The sequence below is a fragment of the Roseateles sp. genome (genome assembly GCF_039929605.1).
Taxonomy (GTDB): domain Bacteria; phylum Pseudomonadota; class Gammaproteobacteria; order Burkholderiales; family Burkholderiaceae_C; genus Pelomonas.
The window spans coordinates 13800-36667 of sequence record NZ_JBDSQX010000023.1; the positions used below are offsets into that span (position 1 = coordinate 13800).

Annotated in this window: 17 protein-coding genes; 2 read left to right on the top strand and 15 right to left on the bottom strand. The window is 67.0% G+C overall.

The annotated features are described in order from the left end of the window. Nucleotides 1–33: 33 nt before the first annotated feature. From thrS to kduD, 15 genes are all read right to left on the bottom strand, one after another. Nucleotides 34–1941, bottom strand: a complete 1908-nt coding sequence (thrS, locus tag ABIS05_RS03890; protein ID WP_348012109.1) for a threonine--tRNA ligase — start codon at nucleotides 1939–1941, stop codon at nucleotides 34–36. Nucleotides 1942–2287: 346 nt separating this feature from the next. Next, on the bottom strand, nucleotides 2288–3403 hold the full coding sequence (locus tag ABIS05_RS03895; protein WP_348063213.1) for a patatin-like phospholipase family protein: 1116 nt from the start codon (nucleotides 3401–3403) through the stop codon (nucleotides 2288–2290). Then, on the bottom strand, nucleotides 3373–5607 hold the full coding sequence (locus ABIS05_RS03900) for a TonB-dependent receptor (protein ID WP_348012111.1): 2235 nt from the start codon (nucleotides 5605–5607) through the stop codon (nucleotides 3373–3375). Before ABIS05_RS03900 ends, ABIS05_RS03895 begins: the two co-directional genes overlap by 31 nt. 90 nt (nucleotides 5608–5697) lie before the next feature. Next, nucleotides 5698–8028: a Tex family protein gene (locus ABIS05_RS03905; protein WP_348012127.1), complete on the bottom strand. Its 2331-nt coding sequence runs from the start codon at nucleotides 8026–8028 to the stop codon at nucleotides 5698–5700. 92 nt (nucleotides 8029–8120) lie between these two features. Further along, nucleotides 8121–8327, bottom strand: a complete 207-nt coding sequence (locus tag ABIS05_RS03910; RefSeq protein WP_348012112.1) for a YjfB family protein — start codon at nucleotides 8325–8327, stop codon at nucleotides 8121–8123. A 133-nt stretch (nucleotides 8328–8460) separates the two neighbouring features. Beyond that, on the bottom strand, nucleotides 8461–9456 hold the full coding sequence (locus ABIS05_RS03915) for a PEP-CTERM sorting domain-containing protein (protein WP_348012113.1): 996 nt from the start codon (nucleotides 9454–9456) through the stop codon (nucleotides 8461–8463). A gap of 150 nt (nucleotides 9457–9606) precedes the next feature. Continuing rightward, nucleotides 9607–10860, bottom strand: coding sequence for a TIGR03862 family flavoprotein (locus ABIS05_RS03920; protein ID WP_348012114.1), 1254 nt, complete (start codon nucleotides 10858–10860; stop codon nucleotides 9607–9609). Nucleotides 10861–10881: 21 nt separating this feature from the next. Continuing rightward, nucleotides 10882–11769 carry an SDR family oxidoreductase gene (locus tag ABIS05_RS03925; protein ID WP_348012115.1) on the bottom strand — a complete coding sequence of 296 codons (888 nt, stop codon included), beginning with the start codon at nucleotides 11767–11769 and terminating at the stop codon, nucleotides 10882–10884. Next, on the bottom strand, nucleotides 11766–12212 hold the full coding sequence (locus tag ABIS05_RS03930; RefSeq protein WP_348012116.1) for a GNAT family N-acetyltransferase: 447 nt from the start codon (nucleotides 12210–12212) through the stop codon (nucleotides 11766–11768). The genes ABIS05_RS03925 and ABIS05_RS03930 overlap by 4 nt, the downstream gene beginning before the upstream one ends. After that, nucleotides 12212–13231 carry an NADP-dependent oxidoreductase gene (locus ABIS05_RS03935; protein WP_348012117.1) on the bottom strand — a complete coding sequence of 340 codons (1020 nt, stop codon included), beginning with the start codon at nucleotides 13229–13231 and terminating at the stop codon, nucleotides 12212–12214. The genes ABIS05_RS03930 and ABIS05_RS03935 overlap by 1 nt, the downstream gene beginning before the upstream one ends. 91 nt (nucleotides 13232–13322) lie before the next feature. Beyond that, complete coding sequence (gene kdgR, locus ABIS05_RS03940) at nucleotides 13323–14120, bottom strand: DNA-binding transcriptional regulator KdgR (protein WP_348012118.1); 798 nt, start codon at nucleotides 14118–14120, stop codon at nucleotides 13323–13325. 53 nt (nucleotides 14121–14173) lie between these two features. After that, a complete protein-coding gene (locus tag ABIS05_RS03945; RefSeq protein ID WP_348012119.1) occupies nucleotides 14174–15430 on the bottom strand; it encodes a hypothetical protein in 1257 nt (418 codons plus the stop codon). Next, nucleotides 15427–16524: a pectinesterase family protein gene (locus tag ABIS05_RS03950; RefSeq protein WP_348012120.1), complete on the bottom strand. Its 1098-nt coding sequence runs from the start codon at nucleotides 16522–16524 to the stop codon at nucleotides 15427–15429. Before ABIS05_RS03950 ends, ABIS05_RS03945 begins: the two co-directional genes overlap by 4 nt. Continuing rightward, nucleotides 16521–17693 (bottom strand): oligogalacturonate lyase family protein, encoded by a 1173-nt coding sequence (locus ABIS05_RS03955; protein WP_348012121.1) that lies wholly within the window; start codon nucleotides 17691–17693, stop codon nucleotides 16521–16523. The genes ABIS05_RS03950 and ABIS05_RS03955 overlap by 4 nt, the downstream gene beginning before the upstream one ends. 200 nt (nucleotides 17694–17893) lie before the next feature. Continuing rightward, nucleotides 17894–18655 carry a 2-dehydro-3-deoxy-D-gluconate 5-dehydrogenase KduD gene (gene kduD, locus ABIS05_RS03960; protein ID WP_348012122.1) on the bottom strand — a complete coding sequence of 254 codons (762 nt, stop codon included), beginning with the start codon at nucleotides 18653–18655 and terminating at the stop codon, nucleotides 17894–17896. A 497-nt stretch (nucleotides 18656–19152) separates the two neighbouring features. Here kduD and ABIS05_RS03965 point away from each other — a divergent pair, with 497 nt between their 5' ends. Both ABIS05_RS03965 and ABIS05_RS03970 read left to right on the top strand, forming a co-directional pair. Next, nucleotides 19153–22101, top strand: coding sequence for a TonB-dependent receptor (locus ABIS05_RS03965; RefSeq protein ID WP_348012123.1), 2949 nt, complete (start codon nucleotides 19153–19155; stop codon nucleotides 22099–22101). 135 nt (nucleotides 22102–22236) lie between these two features. After that, nucleotides 22237–22734: a hypothetical protein gene (locus tag ABIS05_RS03970; RefSeq protein ID WP_348012124.1), complete on the top strand. Its 498-nt coding sequence runs from the start codon at nucleotides 22237–22239 to the stop codon at nucleotides 22732–22734. Nucleotides 22735–22868 lie beyond the last annotated feature (134 nt).

The following is a 22868-nucleotide window of genomic DNA, read 5'->3' on the forward strand; positions in this document are numbered from 1 at the left end:
GCCCAAACAAAACAAATCGCGCCCGGAAGGCTCTCAGACCTTGTTGGTGATGTCTGCGGAGATCCGGTTGAGGAAGTCCTGCAGGGGCATCACGCCGAGATCCTGGTTGCCACGGGCGCGTACCGCAACGCTGCCATTCGCCTTTTCCTTGTCGCCTACGACGAGGATGTACGGCAGCTTTTGCATTGAATGCTGGCGGATTTTATAGGTGATTTTCTCGTTGCGCAAATCCGCCTGAGCCCTAAGCCCTTGTTTTTGCAGCGATTTCACAATTTCAGACACGTAATCGGCCTGCGCGTCGGTGATATTGGCCACGACGACCTGTGTTGGCGCCAGCCAAACGGGCAGCGCGCCGGCGTGCTGCTCGATCAGGATACCGATGAAACGCTCCAGGCTGCCGACGATGGCGCGGTGCAACATGACGGGCGTTTTGTGCTGGCTGTCCTCGTCGACAAACGCGGCGCCGAGGCGTTCCGGCATGTTGGAGTCGATCTGGATCGTGCCGCACTGCCACTGGCGGCCGAGGGCGTCCTTCAGCGCGTATTCGATCTTGGGCGCGTAGAAGGCGCCCTCGCCGTGAGCGATCTCGAACTCGCAGCCGGAACGGCGCAGCGACTCCATCAGGACCTGCTCGGTCCGGTCCCAGTACTCGTCGCTACCGATGCGCGCCGCCGGCCGCGTCGCGACCTTGTAGACGATGTCGGTGAAGCCGAAGTCCGCGTAGACCTTCTTCAGCAGCGCCGTGAAGTTGGCGCACTCGTCCAAGATCTGGGCGTCGGTGCAGAAGATGTGGCCGTCGTCCTGCGTGAAACCGCGCACGCGCATGATGCCGTGCAGGCCGCCGGTGGGCTCGTTGCGGTGGCACTGGCCGAACTCGCCGAAGCGCAGCGGCAGGTCGCGGTAGCTCTTCACGCCCTGGTTGAAGATCAGGATGTGACCGGGGCAGTTCATCGGCTTGAGCGCGTACTCGCGCTTTTCCGACTCGGTCGTGAACATGTTGTCGCGGTACTTGTCCCAGTGGCCGGACTTCTCCCACAAGCCCTTGTCGAGGATCTGCGGGCCCTTGACTTCCAGGTAGCCGTTCTCGCGGTAGACGCGGCGCATGTACTGCTCCACTTCTTGCCAGATGGCCCAGCCCTTGGGGTGCCAGAACACCGTGCCGGGCGAGTGCTCGTCGATGTGGAACAGGTCCAGCTCGCGGCCGAGCTTGCGGTGGTCGCGCTTCTCGGCTTCTTCCAGGCGGATCAGGTACTTCTGCAGGTCATCCTTCGTCGCCCAGGCCGTGCCGTAGATGCGTTGCAGCATCTCGTTGCGGTGGTCGCCGCGCCAGTAGGCGCCGGCCACCTTCATCAGCTTGAAGTGCTTGAGCTTGCCCGTGCTGGGCACGTGGGGGCCGCGGCACAGGTCTTCGAACGCGCCTTCAGCGTAGAGCGACACGTCCTGGTCGGCCGGGATGCCCTCGATGATCTCGGCCTTGTAGGCCTCGCCCATGGCCTTGAAGTGGGCAACGGCCTCGTCGCGCGGCAGCACGCGGCGGCTGACCTTCTCGTCCTTCTTGGCCAGCTCGGTCATCTTGGCTTCGATGGCGGCCAGGTCGTCGGGCGTGAAGGGGCGCTTGTAGGCGAAGTCGTAATAGAAGCCATTCTCGATGACCGGGCCGATGGTGACCTGGGCTTCGGGGAAGAGCGACTTGACCGCGTAAGCCAGCAAGTGGGCCGTCGAGTGGCGGATCAGCTCCAGGCCGTCGGCGTCTTTCTCGGTGACGATGGCGAGCTGCGCGTCGTGGCTGATGACGTGGCTCAGGTCGACGAGCTTGCCGTCGACGCGGCCGCCGAGCGCCGCCTTGGCCAAGCCGGCGCCGATGCTCGCGGCGACGTCGCCGACGGACAGCGCGGCAGGGAACTCACGGCGGGAGCCGTCGGGGAGTTGGACTGAAATCATGGTGTGCTCCGTTCAGGGGCAGAAATGAAAAAGCGCGGCCACTTGCCGCGCTTGTTTCGTGCCCGAAGGCGAGAAGACGTGATGAGCCGCGGCCGACTAGGTACCGGTGAAGGTGGTGGTCGTAGTTCGCGGTGTCATAACCAGGGTGCCTTTCTCGCTCTTGTTGGGGGAGGGGTGCGCGATTCTAAGGCGACGCTGAATAAGTCTCCGCGATGCAGCGCGCCCTGGTTTGGGATGGACTGCAAGGCGCAAGCCGCAGACATGGCTGGCTATGGCGAGAATTTGCAACGCCGCAGGCCGCCCAAAGCAGGGATGCGCTGCCCGCGAGGACTTGTTCAGCGTTGCCCTAAAGCGGCAGGGCCGAAACGGAGTCGCGCTGGGCCAACGCGGCGAACTCGTCGGCCAGGCGCTGGCTCTCCGCCACGGCGACGCGCCAGCGGCGGCGGCGTTCGTCGGCGTCGAGCTTGATGAAGTCATTGCGGTCGGGCAGCGTGGCGCCGGGCAGCGTGGCGATCCACTCGGGCGACGGGCAGAGCAGCACGACGTTGTCGAGGAAGGCCGTCGAGCGGTGGCGGTGCTTGAGCGCCTTGTCCAGCCAGCCGGGCACGACCTGGCGCTGGAAGTGCGGGTAGAGCACCAGCGGCGCGTTGGACGCCTGCAGCGCGCGGTAGTCCAGGTGCAGGTGGTAGTCGGTGATGCCGCCGTCCCAGTAGGCGCCGCGTGGCGCGCCGGGCAGATCGTGCTGGGCCTGCAGCCAGAAGGGGATGGAGCAGCTCGCCAGCAGCGCGGCGCGCAGGTTGGCGCGCGACAGGTGGACCTCGCGGGTCGTGAAGTCGTTGAGCTTCAGCGGCAGCCGGTCACGCGGGTCGGAGAAGACGACGCGCTCCAGGAAACGGCCCAGCAGCGGGCGTGACACGGCGTTGGCGGCGAAGGCGCCGAGGTAGCCCAGCGGGGTGCGCAGCTTGCCTTCGCGTGCCAGCAGATCTGACCGACCACGCGACGTGATGACGTGCAAGCGAAAGCGTGGGTGGGCCAGCACATCAGCCTCGCGACCTTCGAAGATCTCGCCGAGGATCTCGCCGAAGCGCTGGCTGACGCCCTCGGGGCGCGGGCGTTTCTCGCCGGGCAGCACGTCGTACTCCTGCGTGACATACGCCTCGGCCATGGTGTTGAACGCAGCCGCCACGTCGCGGTGGGCAAGCGCCGCAGTGGCCATGCGCCAGGCGCCGATGCTGGCGCCGACGAGGTGCACCCGGTGGGGGCTTTGCGGCAGCCAATCGCCAAAGATGAAGCGGTCCAGGCCGTTGAGGATCAGGCCCTTGGGGCCGCCGGCCGCGGCGGGGATCAGCCCGACGTCTTCCACGCACAAGCCCCGCTCGGCCAGCCGCGCCTTCGCAGCCGGGCCGGCGTAGACCTGCAACGCAGCCGGCGTCAGAACTTGTGTTCCCAGTTCACCGACCACCACGGCACCGGCTTGCGCTCATTGACGTTGAAGTCCGTCAGGTCGGCATAGGTCACGCGGCTGCCCTGATGGGGCTGGAACAGGCCGTTGACGCTGAGGCGCACGCCGTTCTTTGGGTTGATCTGCATCATGGCGAACGCGTCCATCGAGCGGGCCGCGAAGTTCTCCTGACTTTGCAGCGCGCTTTGGCGCACGTTGAAGTCAGGCGCGATCTGGGCGCTGAAGCCCATGCTGATCGGCATCGATTTCATGCGGTAGTCCGCACCGAAGTTGAGCTGCCACGGCTGCTGGCCTTCGAGTCGGTTGTTAGGCCCAGGAATGTCGCCCACCGAGGAGCGATAGATGTTCAGCGAGGCGCGCAGGCTCAGCGCCGTGGTCGGCTCGAACAGGCTCGGGAAGAGTTCACCCGCGCGGCCCTTCACTTCCAGCTCCAGGCCTTGCGTCGTGGCCTTGCTGAGGTTGATCTGCGTGATGACCCAGCGCTGCGTCGGCGCCCAGACGACGGTCTGCAGGCGCGGCTGGTCGGTGCGGATCAGGTTGGTGATGCGGCGGTGGAAGAAGCCCACGGACATCAGGCCGCCGGCCGGCAGATAGCGTTCGTAGGCGATGTCCAGGCCAGTGGCCAGCTCGGGCTTCAGTGCCGGGTTGCCGGTGCGGTCTGGCGTGGTGCGGGTGTTGCCCAGCGCTAGCGGCTCGTTGGTGTTGATGGACGGGCGGTTGATGAGCTGCTGCACGTCCGGCGCCTTGTAGCTGCGCGTCAGGCTGGCGCGCACGAGGTCGCGGCTCTTGGGGTCGGGCTTGAAGTTCAGGTGCAGCAGCGGCGTGGTGACCTTGCTGGTGCTCTGGAAGTCGGCGCTGCCGGCGGCGTCGCGGCTGCCCGCGCTTTCCATCTTGATCTGCTCGTGGCGCACGCCGAAATAGGCGGACCATTGCTTGTTGATCTCCCACTCGTCCTGGCCGTAGAAAGCCGTGCGGGTCAGGGTGGCGTTGAAGGGCTGGCCTTCGATGCCGGGCAGCAGGTCGACGCCGTTCTCAACGGTGCGGCGTTTCTCGTCGCGCACGCGGCGCTCGATCTCGCCGCCGACCGTCACGGTGTGCGCTTCACCGGCGTACTGGCTGTACTTGCCGCCCAGCGTGCTGGTGCGGTTCTTGTTGTCGCCGGACGTGATGCGCTGGATGGGCGTGGCGCCATTGCGGCCATCGAAGTTGGAGTTGAAGTCGGCCCCGCCCGAGCCCGTGCCGGCGCGCAGTTCGATGCGGCGGTCTTCGCTGAAGCGGTTGTTGTATTGCAGGTTGATGCGATTGGCCGAGAACGTGCCGCCGTTGCGCGACGTCTCGTCGAGGATACGCGGCTTGTAGTCGGCGTCGCTGTCCGGCAGCCGGGTGACGGTGTTCTCGCCCTCGCTGCGGAAGCGGTTCTGCACGAAGAAGCCCTGCAGGCTCAGCGTCTCATCGTCGCCCAGCTTCCAGTTCAGCCTCGGCGACACGTTGAAGCCGCGACCATGGGTATGGTCCCTGCCTTCGTTGCTCACGTGCTGGCGCAGTTGCTGGGGCGATGTCGGCGTGCCGTTGGTCAGTCGCTCGCCTTCCGTCTCGTTGACGAAGTTCCAGTTGTAGACCGAGATCGGCAGCACGAAGCCCAGGCCACCGACGATGCGGTCGCCATAGGTGAAGCCGGCGTTGATGACCGGCTTCTCGCTGGCGTAGGCCAGGCCCAGGCGCAGGTCCTTCTGCACGACGCGCGGGGCGTCCTTCAGGATGATGTTCAGCGTGCCGGCGATGGCCTGGGCGCTCTGGTCAGCCGTGGGGGCCTTGCTCACTTCCAGCCGCTCGACCTGGGCCGGGTTGAGGTTGTCGAGGCTGAAGCCCGGGGGCGCCGGTTCGCCGTTGACGAGGATCTGCGTGTAGGCGCCGCCCAGGCCGCGCATGCGCAGCTGGCCGCCGGTGACATTGATGCCGGGCAGGCGCTTGAGCACGTCGCTGAGTTGCGTATCGCCGTACTTGTCCAGCTCCTCGCGGCCATAGAGCTGCTTGGCCACGGGCTCGCGGCGGCGCAGATCGGTGTCGGTCAGCGTGCGGCGCACTTCGACGCGCTCGAGCTGGTTGGCGGGCGACGGCGAGGTGGTGGCGCGGTCGACCTCTTGCTGGGCCAGGACCAGGGCCGGGCAGAGCAGCAGCAGGGAGGCGAGGGCGGGGGTTTTCAAGTCAGGCTCCGGGGTTCTGGGCGGCGCGCACCATGGCTCAACCGATGGCGCGGGGGAGATCTTGACGGCGCGGTGCGTCGATGCCGAAGGTCAGCGCTTGAGCTTGGCAAAGGCCGACGCCATGGCGCTGCCACCGGCCGGTTGCGCGTCGCGCGAGCCCCCGGTAGGCCGCTCGCCACGGGCCGCCGGGCGGAAGGCGTTGTCCGTCTTGGGGCCACGCGGCGCCTGCGCGTCCAGCTTCATCGTCAGCGAGATGCGCTGGCGGGCCAGGTCCACTTCCAGCACCTTCACCTTGACGATGTCGCCCGTCTTGACGATCTCGCGCGCGTCGCTGACGAACTTGTTGGCCAGCTGGCTGACGTGGATCAGGCCGTCCTGGTGCACGCCCAGGTCGACGAAGGCGCCGAACTGCGCGACGTTGCTGACCGTGCCTTCCAGCAGCATGCCGGGCTGCAGGTCCTTGACGTCTTCGACGCCGTCGTTGAAGCGCGCCACCTTGAAGTCCGGGCGCGGGTCGCGGCCGGGTTTCTCCAGCTCGGCCAGCACGTCCTTGACGGTGATGAGGCCGAAGCGCTCGTCGGCCAGCAGCTCGGGCTTGAGCGTGCGCAGCATCTCGCTGCGGCCGATGACGTCGCCGGCCGGGCGCTTCAGCTGGGCCAACGCCTTCTCCACCAGCGGGTAGGTTTCGGGGTGCACGCCGCTGAAGTCCAGCGGGTTGTCGCCGCCGTGGATGCGCAGGAAGCCGGCGGCTTGCTCGAACGTCTTGGGCCCCAGGCCCGTCACGTCCAGCAGCTGCTGGCGGCTGCTGAAAGACCCGTGGGCGTCGCGCCAGCGCACGATGCTGCTGGCCACCGAGGCCGACAGGCCGGAGACCTTGGCGAGCAGCGCCTGCGAGGCCGTGTTCAGGTCCACGCCGACCTTGTTCACGCAGTCCTCGACGACGGCGTCCAGCGTGCGCGCCATCTCGCTCTGGTTCACGTCGTGCTGGTACTGGCCGACGCCGATGCTCTTGGGGTCGATCTTGACCAGCTCGGCCAGCGGATCCTGCAGCCTCCGGGCGATGGACACGGCGCCGCGCAGCGACACGTCGAGGTCGGGCAGCTCCTTGGACGCGAACTCGCTCGCCGAGTAGACCGACGCGCCCGCCTCGCTGACGACAACCCGCTCGATCTTGACGTTCGCATCCAGCGCCTGCAGCTTCTTGATGAGCTCACCGGCCAGCTTGTCGGTCTCGCGGCTGGCGGTGCCGTTGCCGATGGCGATCAGGTTCACGCCGTGCGTGGCGCACAGCTTGGCCAGCGTGTGCAGGGCGCCGTCCCAGTCGCGACGCGGTTCGTGGGGGTAGACGGTGGAGGTGTCCAGCACGCGGCCGGTGTCGGACACGACGGCCACCTCCACACCGGTGCGGATGCCCGGGTCCAGCCCCATGACGACGCGCTTGCCGGCGGGTGCGGCCAGCAGCAGGTCGCGCAGGTTTTCGGCGAAGACCTTGATGGCAGTGGCCTCGGCAGACTCGCGCAGGCGGGCGAACAGGTCGCGCTCCAGGCTCAGGCTGAGCTTGACCTTCCAGGTCCAGCCAATCGTCTTGCGGATCAGCGCGTCGCCCGTGCGATTGGCGTGGCGCCAGCCGAGGTGGCTGGCGATCCGGCCTTCGGCTAGCGTGGGTTGCCCAGCGACGACTTCTTCGTCCAGCACCAGCTTGGCATCCAGCAGCTCCAGCGTGCGGCCGCGAAAGACGGCCAGCGCGCGGTGCGACGGCACGGTCTTGATGGTCTCTGCGTAGTCGAAGTAGTCGCGGAACTTGGCGTGGTCCTGCACATCGGGGCTTTTGCCGTCCATCAGCTTGCTCTGGAAGAGCCCGACGTCCCACAGCCACTCGCGCAGCTTGCCCACCAGCAGGGCGTCCTCGGCCCAGCGCTCGGCCAGCAGGTCGCGCACGCCGTCCAGCACCGCGTGGGCGTCGGCAAAGCCGGCGTCGGCGTTGATGAAGCTGGCGGCTTCGTCGAGCGGCGTCAGCGACGGGTCGGCGAAGAGCTTGTCCGCCAGCGGCTCCAGCCCCGCCTCCCGCGCGATCAGGCCCTTGGTGCGGCGCTTGACCTTGTAGGGCAGGTAGAGGTCTTCCAGCTCCTGCTTGGTCGGCGCCGTGCGGATGGCGGCTTCCAGCTCAGGCGTCAGCTTGCCCTGCTCGGCGATGCTCTTCAGCACCGCCTCGCGGCGCTCGGCTAGCTCGCGCAGGTAAACGAGGCGCGAATCCAGCTCACGCAGCTGGATGTCGTCGAGGTTGTCGGTCGCCTCCTTGCGGTAGCGGGCGATGAAGGGCACGGTGGCCCCGCCGTCCAGCAGGTCGACGGCGGCCTGCACCTGGGCGGGCCTAACTTTCAGTTCGGCGGCAATCTGGGAGACGATCGATTGGGTGATCAAGTGGCTCAAAACGGGCTCGGAAGGCAGGCGAAAAAGCCCATGATTTTCCCACACGGGATCCTTCTGCGGCGACCCCGTGGTTTGCCAGTGCCTCAGGCGTAGGTGTTGAGCCGAGTGCCCAGGGTTCCCGAGGTCGCCAGCGCGGGCTGAGGCAAGGCCTGCAGCAGTTGCGCGGCCGTGGATTCCTGCAGGTCCATCGATTTGCGCAGTATCGACAACGAGGCGCTGCCCTGAACGGTGCCGAGCACGGCGGCCGAGGCGTTGCCGACAACGGCGCTGTTGCTGCTGAGAACGTCCATGGACTGACCTCGCCGAAGACCTGAATGGCAGGATATCGGCACGCCGGTGAGGCTTCTTGAGGCCTGAAAAGTGAATTCAACGCCGGGCGGCGTAACCGTGTCGCAGATGGACGGCCGCTCCCGGCCTTGATACTCAGCGGCGCCGACGGGAAACGACGCCGAGCAGGCTGATGACGCCCACCGCCAACAGCGCGCCCGTCGTGGGCTCCGGCACGGCCGAGATGGCACCGAAGGGCAGCGCCTCGCCACCGTCGACGGAGACGCTGTTGATCTGTAACGTGTGGGAGAAGTCCGCCAGGCCGCCGTTCTGCGCGCCTGTGAATAGCATCACGCCAAAAGTGTAGAAGTAGCGGCCGCAGGCGGGCGAGATCGGCGTGTCACAGTTGATCTGCGTGCCATTGGCTGTCACCTGCAGCGTGGTGTCGACATCGAGCGAGGTGAGCGCCGTGCTCGTCTGCGCGCCGAAGGCGTCGAGATGGGTCTGCGTGCTGGATTCGAGTGAGACGAGTTGTTGCAGCAGCGGGTCGCCGCCTTCGGCAAAGGCGCCCAAGCCGGCGGTTTCGTAGATGGCCTGCTGTTCCGCCGCGTTGAACCCCGTCACTGAGCCAAAGGCCAGGGCGGCCACGGCTGCGCCCGAGCGCTCGGGGTCGCCCGCGCGTTCGCCCAGCGTGCTCAGTTGGCCGTTGAGCTGCAGGTTGAACTTGAAAGATGTGTCCTGGTCGAGCAGCGCCCAATAGGAGATCACCGAGTAGCCGACCGACACGGTCGAGGTGCTCATCGGATAGAGCGGGTCGATCGCCGACGCGTTGGCGCCCAGGCTTGTCAGCGACACGCGGGCAGACGCGCTGCCCAGCTTGCTGCCGGAGGCTTGCGAATCCTGCGCGGTGCGTGTCAGCTCCGCTACGGAGGGCAGATAGACCGACCCGCCGTTCTGGCTCAGCTGTCCGTCGACGATGTTGCCCGCCATGACTGCGTTGGCGCCGACATACCACTGGTTCAGTTCCAGGCCCCCGAGGTTGGAGAGGTCGGGAATGCCGATCGACAGTGCAGGCGGCGCGACGTCGGCCTTGGCTGGGTTGTGAGCGGCGATCAGGCTCAAGACCAGGGCGGAGAGGCGCAGCAGTTGCATGGACAGGGCGTTAGAAAAATGACGGCGCAGTCTAGGCGCGCACATCCGACGGCAAGGGCGGAGGTGACTCTCGTCCTAGGGAGGCTTGCCGCCCGATGTGCAACCGTCTGCAACCGCCAGCGCAAGAGCGCCGACGTTTGAGTGGATGCCTCAGTGGGCCAGCCAGTTCGCGAGGCCGAGTGCTGCGGCGTGGCCGCTGGCGAAGCTGGCGGTCAGCAGATAACCGCCGGTGGGCGCTTCCCAGTCCAGCATCTCGCCGGCGCAGAACACACCCGGCAGGCGGGTCGACATCAGGCCATCGGCCAGCGCTTCGAAGCGCACGCCGCCTGCGGTGCTGATGGCCTCGGCTACCGGGCGGGGCGCGTGCAGCTTCAGCGGCAAGTGCTTCAGCGCAGCGGCAAGCGTGGCCGGGTCCAGCATCTGCTCGCGCGTCAGCAGCTCGTGCAGCAGGCCGAGCTTGAGCGGGTTCAGGTGCAGCCGGCTCTTCAGATGCGACGACAGCGAGCGGCTGCCGCGCGCGTGCTTCACCTCGGCGAGCACGCGCTCGGGCGCGAGCTGTGGCAGCAGGTCCAGGTGCAGCGTGGCGTGGCCGTTGCGGCCGATCTGCTCGCGCAGCGCGCTGCTCGCGGCGTAGACGAGGGAGCCTTCTATGCCGGTGGCGGTGATGACGAACTCGCCAGCCCGGTTGGCAAAGCCTTCGGCCGCGAGCGCGACCGGCTTGACCGGCTGGCCGGCAAACTCCGTCGCGAAGCGCTCGCTCCAGCCGGGGCCAGCCGGGTGTGCGGCTGTGGGGCCGACGTCGAAGCCGCAGTTGGCGGGTTGCAAGGTCGCGATGTCAACGCCGCGCGCGGCCAGCCACGGCGCCCACGCGCCGTCGGAGCCGAGCTGCGGCCAGGACGCGCCGCCCAGCGCCAGCAGCGTGGCACGCGGTGTGACGAGGCGCTCGCCGTCGGGCGTGTCGAAACGCAGCGCGCCGTCCTCCGCCCAGCCCGTCCAGCGATGGCGCATCGCGAACTTCACGCCCGCAGCGCGCAGGCGGTGCAGCCAGGCCCGCAGCAGCGGCGCGGCCTTCAGGTCCTTGGGGAAGACGCGGCCCGAGGTGCCGACGAAGGTCTCGATGCCCAGGCCGGCTGCCCAGGCGCGCAGCGCGTCGCCGTCGAAGCCTCGCAGCAGCGGTTCGATCTGCGTGGCTCGTGCACCGAAGCGCTCGAGAAAAGGCTCGATGGGTTCGGAGTGGGTCAGGTTGAGCCCGCCCTTGCCGGCCAGCAGGAACTTGCGGCCCACGCTGGGCTTGGCGTCGTAGACGGTGACGGCGTGGCCCGCAGCGGCCAGCACCTCGGCAGCCATCAGGCCGGCGGGGCCGCCGCCGATGACGGCGATGGATTCAGGAATCGGGGAACTCATGCCCCCGATTGTCCGGTGTCGTCAGTCCGCCCGCAGCTTGGCGCGCAGCCCGGCGCCGATGTCGGGCCGGTCGGCGAACGGGTCGGTGGGGTTGCGCTGCAGCATGACGTCTTCCAGCCGCGTCTGCACGCCGGCCAGTGCCTGGGGGTGGCTGAAGATGTAGAACTTGTTGTGGTCGATGGCGCCGAACACCAGCGCCGCCACGTCGGCAGCCGTCAGCTTGCCGGAGGACACGGCCTTGTCGGTCTGCGCCTGGGAGATGAGCTGGCTCTTTGTGGCCTTGGCCATGGGCATGTCGCTAGGCCGGTTGCGGTGGCTCTGGCTGATGCCGGTGGGCACGAAGAAGGGGCAGAGCACCGAGGCGTGGATCTGGTCCGTCACCAGGGACAGGTCCTGGTACAGCGTCTCGCTCAGCGCCACCACCGCGTGCTTGGACACGTTGTAGACGCCCATGTTGGGCGGGTTCAGCATGCCGGCCATCGAGGCGGTGTTGACGATGTGGCCTTGGTAGGCCGGGTCGGCTTGTGCCGCGGCCAGCATCATGGGCGTGAACAGGCGCACGCCGTGCACGACGCCCATCAGGTTGACGCCCAGCACCCATTCCCAGTCGGCCAGGGAGTTCTCCCAGATCAGGCCGCCCGAGCCGACTCCGGCGTTGTTGAAGACGAAGTGCGGCGCGCCGGAACGTTGCTGCACGGCGTCGGCCAGCGCCTGCATCTGATCGGCCTTGGCGACGTCGACGACGCGGGCCAGCACCTCGACGCCGGTGAACTCGGCGACGGCCTTTTCAAGCGCATCGGCTTGCACGTCGACGAGCACGAGGTTCATGCCGCGCTGGGCGGCGAGGCGGGCGGTCTCCAGGCCGAAGCCGGAGCCAGCGCCGGTGATGACGGCGGTCTTCTTGCTCATTGCAGGGGCTTTCTCATTTCGATGTGGGGGATGCCGTCTTCGATGTATTGCTCGCCAACCGGCAGGAAGCCGAAGCTCGCGTAGAAGCGCTCCAGATGGGCCTGCGCGTGCAGCGTGACCGGATGCGCGGGCCATAGCCGTTCGCACTGGGCCACGGCTTCGGCCATGAGCGCACGTCCGGTGCCGCCGCCGCGTGCGGCTGGGGACGTGACGACGCGGCCAATGACGGCGTCGGGCGCCTTCAGGCCGGGCGGCAGCAGGCGGGCGTAGGCCAGCAGTTGGCCGTCGCGCTCGCCGAGCAGATGCAGGGTTAGCGGGTCCAGCCCGTCGATGTCGAGGAACACGCAGTGCTGCTCGACGACAAAGACCTCGGAGCGCAGCGCCAGCACGTTGTAAAGCTGCTGGACGCTCAGCTCACCGAACCGGACACACGTCCAGTTCATCAGACCAATTTGACGAGTTGCTTGCCGAAGTTCTTGCCCTTGAGCAGGCCCATGAAAGCCTCCGGCGCCGCGGCGATGCCGTCGGCAACCGACTCGCGGTACTTGAGTTTGCCGGTCGCGACCAGCCCGCCCAGTTCCTTCAGCGCCTCGGGCCAGACTTCCATGTGCTCGGAGACGATGAAGCCCTCGACCTTCATGCGGTTGACGAGGATGAGCTGGGGCGCGGCCATCGGGATGGGTTGGCCGTCGTAGCCCGAGATCATTCCGCACATCGCGATGCGGCTGAAGGCGTTGGCGCGCAGCAGCACGGCGTCGAGGATCATGCCGCCGACGTTCTCGAAATAGCCGTCGATGCCGTTCGGGCACTCGGCCTTCAGCGCGGCCGATAGCGAGCGCACGTCGGCGTGCTGCTTGTAGTCGATGCAGGCGTCGAAGCCGAGTTCCTCTACAACGTAGCGGCACTTGTCCGCACCGCCGGCCAGGCCCACGGCACGGGCGCCACGCGACTTGGCGAGCTGGCCCACGACGCTGCCCACGGCACCACTGGCGGCGCTGACGACGACCGTCTCGCCGGCCTTGGGGTTGATGATCTTCACGAGGCCGTACCAGGCCGTCACGCCGGGCATGCCGACGGGGCCGAGGTAGGCGGACAGGGGGATGTGGGTGGTGTCGACCTTCTGCAGCACGCCGCGCTGGCTGGCGTCGACGGTCTGGAACTCCTGCCAGCCGCCCATGCCGACGACCTTGTCGCCGACCTTGAAGTTGGCGTTCTGCGACTCGACCACTTCGCCGACGGTGCCGCCGATCATGACCTCGTCAATCGCCTGCGACGCTGCGTAGCTCTTGCTCTCGTTCATGCGGCCGCGCATGTAGGGGTCGAGGCTGAGGAAGTGGTTGCGCACGCGCACCTGGCCGTCGGCCAGCGCGGCGACGGCGGCCTCGACGAGGCGGAAGTTCTCTGGCGTGACCTCGCCCTTGGGGCGCGAGGCAAGGACGATCTGGCGGTTGATGTTGCTCATGTCGGCGGTCTCTTTAAAAACAGCCGGCATTGAAGCACTCACGGTGGGCGTGGGCGCGTCCCAGGGGCGACAGCGCGCCAGAGGCGCCGCTCTACTTGATGGGGTAGTTGGTACAGCCCAACTTCAAGGAGATGTCGCGGCTGGCCGTCTGCAGCATCTGTACGTACTCCGGCGCCTTGGCGACGTCGAAGCGGAAGGTGGGGAAGGACACGCTCATGCCCGCGATGGGCTGGCCGAGGCGGTCGAAGATGGGCACGCCCAGGCAACGGATGTGGTCGTCGAATTCCTCGCGGTCTTCGCCGAAGCCTTGCGCCTTGACCGTGGCCAGCTCGGCCAAGAAAGCGTCTCGCTCGGTGATGGTCTTGTCGCGAAAGCGCTTGAACTCGGCGCCGTCGAGGATGCGGTCCCGGCGCTCTGGGTGCTCCCAGGCCATCAGCACCTTGCCGATGGCGGTGCAGTGCAACGGCGCACGGCGGCCGACGCGCGAGTACATGCCCAGCATGTGGCGCGAGTCGACCTTGTGGATGTAGATGATCTCGCTGTCGATGAGGCTGCCCAGGTGGACGGTCTCGCCGGTGGCGTCGGCCAGCATTTGCATGGGGTGCCGGGCCAGGTCGACCAGGTCGGGCGAGGGCAGGGCCTTGGCACCGATCTCGAACATGCGCATGGCCAGACCGTAGCGTTCGCTGTCGGACTCCTGGCGCACATAGCCCAGGCTCTTCATCGTCTGCAGGAAGCGGTAGACGGTCGCCTTGGGCATGGCCAGCCGCACGGACAGGTCCGTGATCCCGATATCACTGCGTTCGCCCAGCGCATTCAGGATGGCAAACACCTTGAGCACCGCCGCAACCGATTCCGGTTGCTTTGCATCGCCAATGTCTTCATCCATTGTTTTGATTCTTTCGGGCGCTTGTTTCGGGATGTCCAGAGGCGAATTCTGACTCAGGGGCGGCAGGGCCCCGCGCCAGCGCGGATTTGCTCAGCAAGACGATTGGAAGCGTCCGACCGCAGTGCAGCGGTGTCGTAGGCCTCCTCCGGCCGCCAGCCGACATCGGCGGACAGGCGCTCGTCGGGATGGGCGGCACGCCAGGCGGCGAGGATGTTCACCGGCTGGCCATTGAGGCGGCTGCCCCGGTCGACGAAGGCCGTGCCCTTCAGGCGGCGGATCAAACGGTCTGCGGTGATGCCGGCCGGCAGCTCCCAGGCATTGCCTTCGCTGACGATGCGCGACTGCATGCCCACGCCCAGCGAGTAGCCGAAGTCCTCGGAGCGGTCGGCGCTGAAGAGGTTGCTGGCGACATGCACGCGGCCGAAGCGAACCCGCGGTGTGCGTTCCTTGCAGCCGTGGAAGTGGTTGTGGTGCAGCGTCACGCGCAGCTTGCCGTCGTCGCTGGTCCGGCTGTCGCTGCTGCCGATCAGCATGGTCTTGTCGTGGGCCTGCAGGCGGCACCAGGACACGGTGACGAGATCGCTGCCGTTGGTGATGTCGAGCAGGCCGTCGTGGTGCTGCACGCGCTGGCCGAGGCGGATGGGTTCGAGGTGGTCGGGCCGTTGGCCGTCGTCAAAGTGGCAGTGGTCCACCCAGACGCGCTCGGCGCCACGCAGCGACACGGTGTCGTATTCGGAGTTCCATTCGCCGTGGCCGTTGTCCTTCGGGTCCCAGGCCGGAAAGTGGTCGTAGGCGTCTGAGAAGTGCAGGTCGCGGATGACGATGTTCTGCACCTTCTCCAGCAGCACCATGCCGTGCGTGAAGCCGGCACCGGATGTGGCGCCCAGCAGCGTCGTGTTGGACGGCAGGCGCACGGTGATGGCCGCGGCCTGGCGCTTGGCACTGCGGCGTCGGGCGTCTTCCACGGGGCCTTTGGGCTCGTCGCGGCCCCAGGTGGCGGGGTCATAGGCGCGGTCGAAGGCGTCGACGCTGAAGGCGGGGTCGCGGAAGGCCTCCGCGCCGCCCGGGCCGAGGTCGATGAGGCCGTGGATGCGGATGATCTTGGGCGTATCGCCCATGCGCAGCGCCGCGTCCAGGCCGGCGCGGTCGCGCACGTCGAAGATGTGCTGGGAAGCAGCGTTGGCACCCCCTGTGGTGTTGCCGACGCTGGCCCAGCCGAGCGGGCTCTCGGCGATCGCTGGCGCGGTGGCGCAGCCGGTCAAAGCGGGCAGGGCAGCGAGGGCGAGCAGGTCGCGGCGGTTCAGATTCATGGGCGGTTGTTGAATTCGTTCAAACGGTTGCTGGCTGCGTCGAAGGGTCGGCGCGAGGTGCTGGCGGACCAGGGGCCGATGTGGGCGCCAATCTCGCTGTCGCGCACAACGGCGACACCGTTGGGGCTGGTGCCCGCCGTCCAGGTGCCGGCCTTGACGCCGGCGTCCCAGGCGCGGCCGAGGGACGTGGCGCCGGGCGCGATGCCGGGTTCGCCGACGAGGCGGCTGTGCGTGACGAGGAAGCCCTGGGCCACGCCCGGCGCCGTGCTGGGCGCGAGGATGATGCCGCCGTGGCCGGGCGTGCGGCGGTTGGCGCGGGTCAGGAGGGTGCTGTGCTCGATGACGAGGACGGCGTTGCCGAAGATGAAGTCGACATCGCCGGCAATGAGGCTGTGGCGGATGAGCTGCCGTGCCGGCGCGTCAGCCGCGCGCCGCTTGGCGTAGAGCGTGTCCTGGTGGCCCAGCAGGCGAACGTTGTCGAGCTGGATGCGGTCACCCATCAGCGTCAGCGCCACGGCCTGCGCGCCGCCGCTTTCGCCGACACCGGCGGGGTAGGCCTCACCACGGCGCACGCCGTCCATCGCGTCGTTGGCGATGGTCAGCGAGATGAGCTGAACATCGTTGCTGGCCACCAGCATGCTGGTGCTGCCGCTGGTGCCGACGGTGGCTTTGCCAAGCTCGGGCCAGCAGGGATGGGCGGCTTCGTCTTCGCCCTTGGGCTTGCCGGAGAAGCGGTTGTCCACCAGCACGACGGCGCTGGCGTCGAGCGCCGCGCCGACGAGAGCGATCGGCGCCTTGTCCTTGATGCAGACGGGGCTGCGGTAGGTGCCGGGCTGGATCTGGATGACCCAGCGCCTGCTGCTGTCCTTGCCTTCAGCGGGCACCTTGTCGATGGCCGCCTGCACGGACTCGCCGGGCTTGACGATGAAGTCGGGCGCGCTGGCGGCCAGGTCGGCCAGTGGCGCCGGCTGCCAGTCGCCGAGGTAGGCGGCCACCGTGTGCGCAGCCGCTTGCTCGGGCGTGAGCTGGGGCCGGTTCTGTGCCTGGCTCAGGCTGGTGACCAGCATCAGGGCCAGCATGAGCTGCGGCTTCACAGGTCGGCTAGGTAGAGCGCAGGTTCCACGCCGTTTGCGCGTTCCTTGTCGCAACTGAACAGCACCTGCTTGTTGTCCGGCGTGAAGCTCGGATGCGGGTGGGTGACCTGGCGGTTGTCCTTGTAGACGTCCCAGCCGCTGTCGTGGCGAGCGACGGCGCGTGTCGTGCCGGTCTTCAGGTCGAACAGGTGCAGGTAGGGGTCGCCCGCCAGCATCTCGTTGTCGCCACTGCTGGCCTTGCCGCAGCCGTCGCCGACGATCAGCGTGCCGTCGTAGTTGCTCATTAGGTGCGAGCACTGCGGCATGGCCGTCAGCAGCTTGTTCTCCAGCGTGACGGGGTCGAGGCTGTAGATGGAGCGGTCAGGTGAGTCGTGCAGGTAGCTGACGTAGATCATCGCGCTGCCGTCCGGCACCCAGAACTCGTGCGTGCAGCTCTCGCCGTTGAGGTGTTCCTTGCCACAGCGGCGGTGGGTGCCGTCCTCGTTGATGAACCACATGCGCGCGTCGATGAGGTCGTGCGGGCCTTCGTGGCAATAGGCCACGGTGTGGTCGTCGAAGGGGCGGTACTGCGGGTGGCCCAGCCAGCCGCGCTGCTCCAGGATCACCGTGCGTTGGCCCGTGGCCAAGTCGACGCTGAAGAGCCGGCACAGCGGCTTCTTGTGGAACATCTCGTTGAACTTCTGCCAGGTGTTCAGCGGGAACCAGTCGTCGGCCGAGATCTCGATGCCGACCATCTTGGTACAGGCGCTGTTGCTCACCCAGGTGCCGTAGCCCACCCAGCCGTCGGGCACCACGTAGGCGACTTCTTCCTTCAGCGTGGCGAGTTCCAGGCGGATCAGGTTGCGGTCGCCGCGCACGAAGTAGACGAAGCGGTCGTCCGGGCTCATGAAGGCGCCGAAGGTGTTCTCGCGCGCGCCGTCGGTCAGCTGGATGGCCGTCTGCGAGGGCAGGTCGAGCAGATGCAGGTTCCAGTTGGGGCTCGCCGGATTGCCGATGTCGGGGCCGAACTCACCGCCGAACATCAGCTTGCTGCCGTCGTTCGTGAAGCACTTTTGGTAGAAGTAGTTGCGGTGGCAGGTGACATCGGGCGGCGTCAGGCGGGTGACGCGGGCGCCGGTGTCGGGGTCCTCACGGGTGAGGAATTCAAACTTGCGTTCGGTGGCTTTCATGGCGTGATCCTCATTCCCGTGGGTCGTTTTGCATTCGCGCCAAAGCGGCGCGAGAGTTTTACGGGCCGAGCGCTGGGCCGCTCCCGAGCCGGCCGTCTGGCGATGTGCTTGCCGGTCGATCCGGCAAGCATCGCCGCCCCCTCGGGGGGCCGACCAGACTCGCTCGCGTCCAGCGATGCGAGGCTGGGCGAGGGGCACCCTTACCTCGCGAGCCAGCCGCCGTCAACCGCGACGGTGTAGCCGTTGACGTAGTCGGACGCGGTCGACGCCAGGAACACGACCGGGCCGGCCAGGTCCTCGGGCTTGCCCCAGCGGCCAGCCGGGATGCGCTCGAGGATGGCGCTGTTGCGCTGCTCGTCGGCGCGCAGCGCGGCGGTGTTGTTGGTGGCCATGTAGCCCGGGGCGATGGCGTTGACATTGATGCCGTGCTGCGCCCACTCGTTGGCCATCAGGCGCGTGATGCCCATGACACCGCTCTTGCTCGCGGTGTACGAGGGCACGCGCACGCCGCCCTGGAAGCTCAGCATCGACGCGATGTTGACGATCTTGCCGCCCTTGCCCTGGGCGATGAAGACCTTGGCCACGGCCTGCGACAGGAAGAACACCGACTTCAGGTTCAGGTCCATGACGTCGTCCCAGTCCGCCTCGGAGAACTTGATGGCGTCCTCGCGGCGAATGATGCCGGCGTTGTTGACGAGGATGTGCACCTCGCCGTTCAGCGCCTTGGCCTGGGCGACCAGGTCGGGGATGCAGCTGATGTCGCCGAGATTGGCGCGCAGGTCCAGGAAGCGGCGGCCCAGCGCCTCGACGCCGGCCCTGGTTTCGTCGGGCTCGGAGACGTTGATGCCGACGACGTCGGCACCGGCTTGCGCCAGTGCCAGCGCCATGCCTTGGCCCAGGCCCGTGTTGCAGCCGGTCACGATGGCGGTCTGGCCGGCCAGATTGAAGTTCTGAAGAACCATGTCAGTAGTCCAAGGTGCTTGGCACCAGTTGCGTCGAAGGAACACGGCCTGACCCGAATGACAGCCGCCGTGAACTTTGGGCGGGTTGTTGAGAAGCTTTTCGGGGCTTTGCCGGGGCTGGATCGTTAGCGTTGAAACGCGGTTCCAAATTTCGGTTGAACAAAGCTTAGGCCGGTTGAGATGTGTTGCGGAATCATGGTTTCTATTTAGTGAACCACTGTTCCGATTTTGCCATCTTCGCCCTATCATCGTCCTCAAGCCAGCCAAAAACGCAGCGCCGTGAGCAGAGTTCTCTGAACGACGGCGACGCCCCTGGACCAGCTGTTCCTTCGCCTGGACGACTCCCTGTGGTCGCCCAGGCTCAGCCGGCGCTCGCACTGCAGCGAAGCCGGTTCCGAATGACGGGAGCCCTCCGTGCGCCCCGGGTAAACGCCTACCCAAGACCCCAGAGCTGCCAGCGTTTGAGCGCCCAGGCGGCCTAGCACCAGGAGACTTCCATGCCCGCATTCCGTTCTTCCCACCGCCTGGCCCTGCGCCCCGTCGCTCTGGCCGTCGCCCTCGTTGCCGCCCCCGCCTGGGCCCAGGACGCAGCCGCGCCCGCCGCGCAACTCGAGACCGTCACCGTCACCGGTATCCGCGCCTCGCTGGAGAGCGCGCTCAACGCCAAGCGCCAGGACAAGGGCATCGTCGATGTCATCAAGGCCGAGGACATGGGCAAGTTCCCGGACACCAACCTCGCCGAATCCCTGCAGCGCATCCCGGGCGTCGTCATCGACCGCGACGCCGGTGAAGGCCGCAACATCACCGTGCGAGGCCTGGGCGGCGACTTCGCCCGCACGCGCATCAACGGCATCGAGGCCCTGGCCACCACGGGCGGCACCGACAGCTCCGGCGGCGCCAACCGCACCCGCGCCTTCGACTTCAACGTCTTCGCGGCCGATCTCTTCAACTCGCTGACCGTGCGCAAGAGCAGCTCGGCCGACGTGGACGAAGGCTCGCTGGGCGCCACCATCGACCTGCAGACCGCGCGCCCCTTCGACATGAAGAAGTTCGTGGCCGCCGTGTCGGTCAAGGGCACCTACAACCAGTTGTCCGGCCAGACCACGCCCAAGACCTCCTTCCTCATCTCCAACACCTTTGCCGACAAGAAGATCGGCGTGCTGCTGTCGGGCGCCTACTCGCAGCGCAAGGTCTATGAAGAGGGCTTCAGCACGGTGCGTTGGGACAACGGCCCGTCCAGCGGCAATGCCTTCAGCGGCTGGTGCCCCCCGCAGGGCGTGACGACCAACCTGCCGACCGGCTCGACCGCCACCACCTGCGGCCCCGCAGCCCAGGGTGTTACGCGCTTGCCGAACACGCCGGAAAACCTGGCCGCGTACAACGTCGCGTCGCTGGCCACCAACTTCCACCCGCGCCTGCCGCGCTACGGCCGCCTGACGCACGACCAGTCGCGCCTGGGCCTGACCGGTTCCATCCAGGTGCGCCCGTCCGACACGACGCTGATGACCTTCGACATGCTCTACAGCAAGCTCGACGCGACGCGGCAGGAAGACTTCCTGGAAGCCATCTCCTTCAGCCGCGCACTGTCGGCCGGCGGCAAGCAGCAGACCAGCGTGCTGGCCGCCGAGTACAACGCCGCCGGCCAGATGGTCTACGGCAAGTTCAACGGCGTGGACATCCGCTCCGAATCGCGCTTCGACAAGCTGAGTACCGAGTTCAGCCAGCCCACGCTGACGGTGGAGCAGGACATCGGCGAGTCCGTCAAGGTCACGTTGCGTGCCGGCCGCGCCAAGTCACGCTTCAACAACCCCATCCAGACGACGACGACGCTGGACGCGCCCAACGTTGACGGCTATGTCTTCGATGCCCGCAGCAGCAGTGGCGCCAGCGACCGCGCACCGCTGATCAGCTACGGCAACCTCAACCCCAGCGACGCCAGTGGCGGCTTCAAGATCTACGGCGTGCCGGTCGGCGCGTCCAGCATCGCCAACTTCACACCCAGCGAGGTCCGCATCCGCCCTAACGGTGTGACCAACCGCCAGGACGTGGCGACCGCCGATGTCGCCTGGGAAGTCATTCCCGATGCGCTGACCCTCAAGGGTGGCGTCAGCTACAAGCAGTTCAGTTTCACGAGCTACGACTTCCGTCGCACCGTGGAGACGATGAACACGCTGCCGGCCAGCGTCATCCCCAACAGCCTGGTCACCTCGGTGAACGGCTTCGGCAAGGGCGAGGGCCTGCCGGCCGGCTCCATCACGTCGTGGGTCATCCCCAACCTGGATGCCATCGCCACCGCTTATGACATCTATTGCAACTGCCTGAAGACGGGCGCGGCGGGCGGCCCGGGCGACTACCTCCTGACCTCCATCACCAACGGCGCCGGCCGTGGCGGCAACCGCGCCATCACCGAGACCGACAGCGGCACCTGGCTGATGGCCGACTTCGAGACCAAGCTCGGCGGCCTGCCGGTGCGCGGCAACCTCGGCACTCGCTACGTGAAAACGTCCATCGTCGCCAACGGCTACCTGGCCACCGGCGGCGGCAGCCTCGTCACTGCCTCGCGTCAGTACAACGACTGGCTGCCCTCCGTCAACGTGGCGGTCAACCTCGCCAAGGACCTGATCGTGCGCGCTGCGGCGGCCAAGGTCATGTCGCGCCCGCCGCTGCAGAACCTGAACCCCGGCGGCACGCTGACCACCACGGGCACGCTGAGCTACACCGGTGGCAACCCGGCGCTGAACCCCTTCCGCGCCACCACGCTGGACCTGAGCGCCGAGTGGTACCACGCCAAGAACGCCTTCATCGGCCTGGGCTTGTTCCAAAAGGACATCAAGAGCTATGTGCTGACGCAGGGCCGTGACGTGCCCTTCAACCAGACCGGCCTGCCGATGTCGCTGCTGCCCAGCAACTTCACGGGCGACGAGTCGTTCCGCGTCAGCGCGCCGATCAACACGCCGGGCGGCAAGCTGACGGGCTTCGAAGTCAACATCCAGCAGCCCTTCACCTTCCTGCCGGGCTGGGGCCAGAACTTCGGCCTGCTGGCGAACTACACGCAGGTCAAGTCCAAGATGGCCTATGTGCTGTCGACGGCGGTCAACACGCCCACCGTCACGGAAGACCTGGTCAACCTGTCGCCGCGCTCCTGGAACCTGTCGGTCTACTACGACGACGGCACCTTCAGCGGCCGCGTGTCCAGCTCGGCGCGCTCGGCCTTCCTGACCACCATCCCGGCCGGCAACAACCAGGACGTGGCAGGCAAGAACAAGACCTTCAACGTCGACCTGTCGATGGGCTACAAGATCAACCAGCAGCTTGAGCTCACCTTCGAAGCCACCAACCTGACCAACCAGCCGAACGACCAGTTCATCTCGCGTGCGATGAACAACGTGGTGGTGAACAACTACACCGGCCGTGAGTTCATCGTCGGTGGCCGCTACAAGTTCTAAGGCGCTGATCGCCTAGACAAAGCAAAGGGCGCAGACCTGCCGTCTGTGCCCTTTTTTGCTTGCGGAACCCTGCAGGTCTCTGTGCCTCTGTGGCTGTGTTCTCTTGTCCCACACCGCCTCAGACACCTAATGAAGATGAAGCAACTCCTGCCCCTGATCGCCGCCGGCCTGTGCCTAACTGCTTCGGCCCAGACGCCAACGCCCGCCGCCTCTGCGGCCCGTGGTGAGACCACCGCCAACGTCGCCATCGGCCCGCGCCTCATCCTGGTGGGCGACTCGACGATGGCGCCGCGCAGCGGTTACGGCAACGCGCTGTGTGCGCGCTTCCAGCAAGTCGCCTGCATCAACCTCGCGCGCGGCGGCCGCTCCAGCAAGAGCTTCCGCGCCGAAGGCCTGTGGGACACCGTCATGGCCCTGCTGGCCGAGAAGGGCAACAAGACCTTGGTGCTGATCCAGTTCGGCCACAACGATCAGCCCGGCAAGCCCGGCCGCTCCACCGACCTGGCCACCGAGTTTCCCGCCAATCTGACCAACCAGGCCAACGACCAGTTCATCTCGCGCGCGATGAACAACGTGGTGGTGAACAACTACACCGGCCGCGAGTTCATCGTCGGCGGCCGCTACAAGTTCTAAGGCGGATACCGCCTAGACGAAGCAAAGGGCGCAGACCTACGTCTTGCGCCCTTTTTTGCTTGCGGAACCCTGCAGGTCTCTGTGCCTCTGTGGCTGTGTTCTCTTGTCCCACACCGCCTCAGACACCTAATGAA

What these genes read in the sequence shown, in the direction of transcription:
- ABIS05_RS03910 (WP_348012112.1), bottom strand. Translation starts at nt 8,327, where the DNA reads ATGGACGTTCTCAGCAGCAACAGCGCCGTTGTCGGCAACGCCTCGGCC.
- ABIS05_RS03970 (WP_348012124.1), top strand. Translation starts at nt 22,237, where the DNA reads ATGAAGCAACTCCTGCCCCTGATCGCCGCCGGCCTGTGCCTAACTGCT.
- ABIS05_RS03945 (WP_348012119.1), bottom strand. Translation starts at nt 15,430, where the DNA reads ATGAATCTGAACCGCCGCGACCTGCTCGCCCTCGCTGCCCTGCCCGCT.
- kdgR (WP_348012118.1), bottom strand. Translation starts at nt 14,120, where the DNA reads ATGGATGAAGACATTGGCGATGCAAAGCAACCGGAATCGGTTGCGGCG.
- kduD (WP_348012122.1), bottom strand. Translation starts at nt 18,655, where the DNA reads ATGGTTCTTCAGAACTTCAATCTGGCCGGCCAGACCGCCATCGTGACC.
- ABIS05_RS03915 (WP_348012113.1), bottom strand. Translation starts at nt 9,456, where the DNA reads ATGCAACTGCTGCGCCTCTCCGCCCTGGTCTTGAGCCTGATCGCCGCT.
- ABIS05_RS03925 (WP_348012115.1), bottom strand. Translation starts at nt 11,769, where the DNA reads ATGAGCAAGAAGACCGCCGTCATCACCGGCGCTGGCTCCGGCTTCGGC.
- ABIS05_RS03935 (WP_348012117.1), bottom strand. Translation starts at nt 13,231, where the DNA reads ATGAGCAACATCAACCGCCAGATCGTCCTTGCCTCGCGCCCCAAGGGC.
- ABIS05_RS03965 (WP_348012123.1), top strand. Translation starts at nt 19,153, where the DNA reads ATGCCCGCATTCCGTTCTTCCCACCGCCTGGCCCTGCGCCCCGTCGCT.
- ABIS05_RS03930 (WP_348012116.1), bottom strand. Translation starts at nt 12,212, where the DNA reads ATGAACTGGACGTGTGTCCGGTTCGGTGAGCTGAGCGTCCAGCAGCTT.
- ABIS05_RS03920 (WP_348012114.1), bottom strand. Translation starts at nt 10,860, where the DNA reads ATGAGTTCCCCGATTCCTGAATCCATCGCCGTCATCGGCGGCGGCCCC.
- ABIS05_RS03955 (WP_348012121.1), bottom strand. Translation starts at nt 17,693, where the DNA reads ATGAAAGCCACCGAACGCAAGTTTGAATTCCTCACCCGTGAGGACCCC.
- thrS (WP_348012109.1), bottom strand. Translation starts at nt 1,941, where the DNA reads ATGATTTCAGTCCAACTCCCCGACGGCTCCCGCCGTGAGTTCCCTGCC.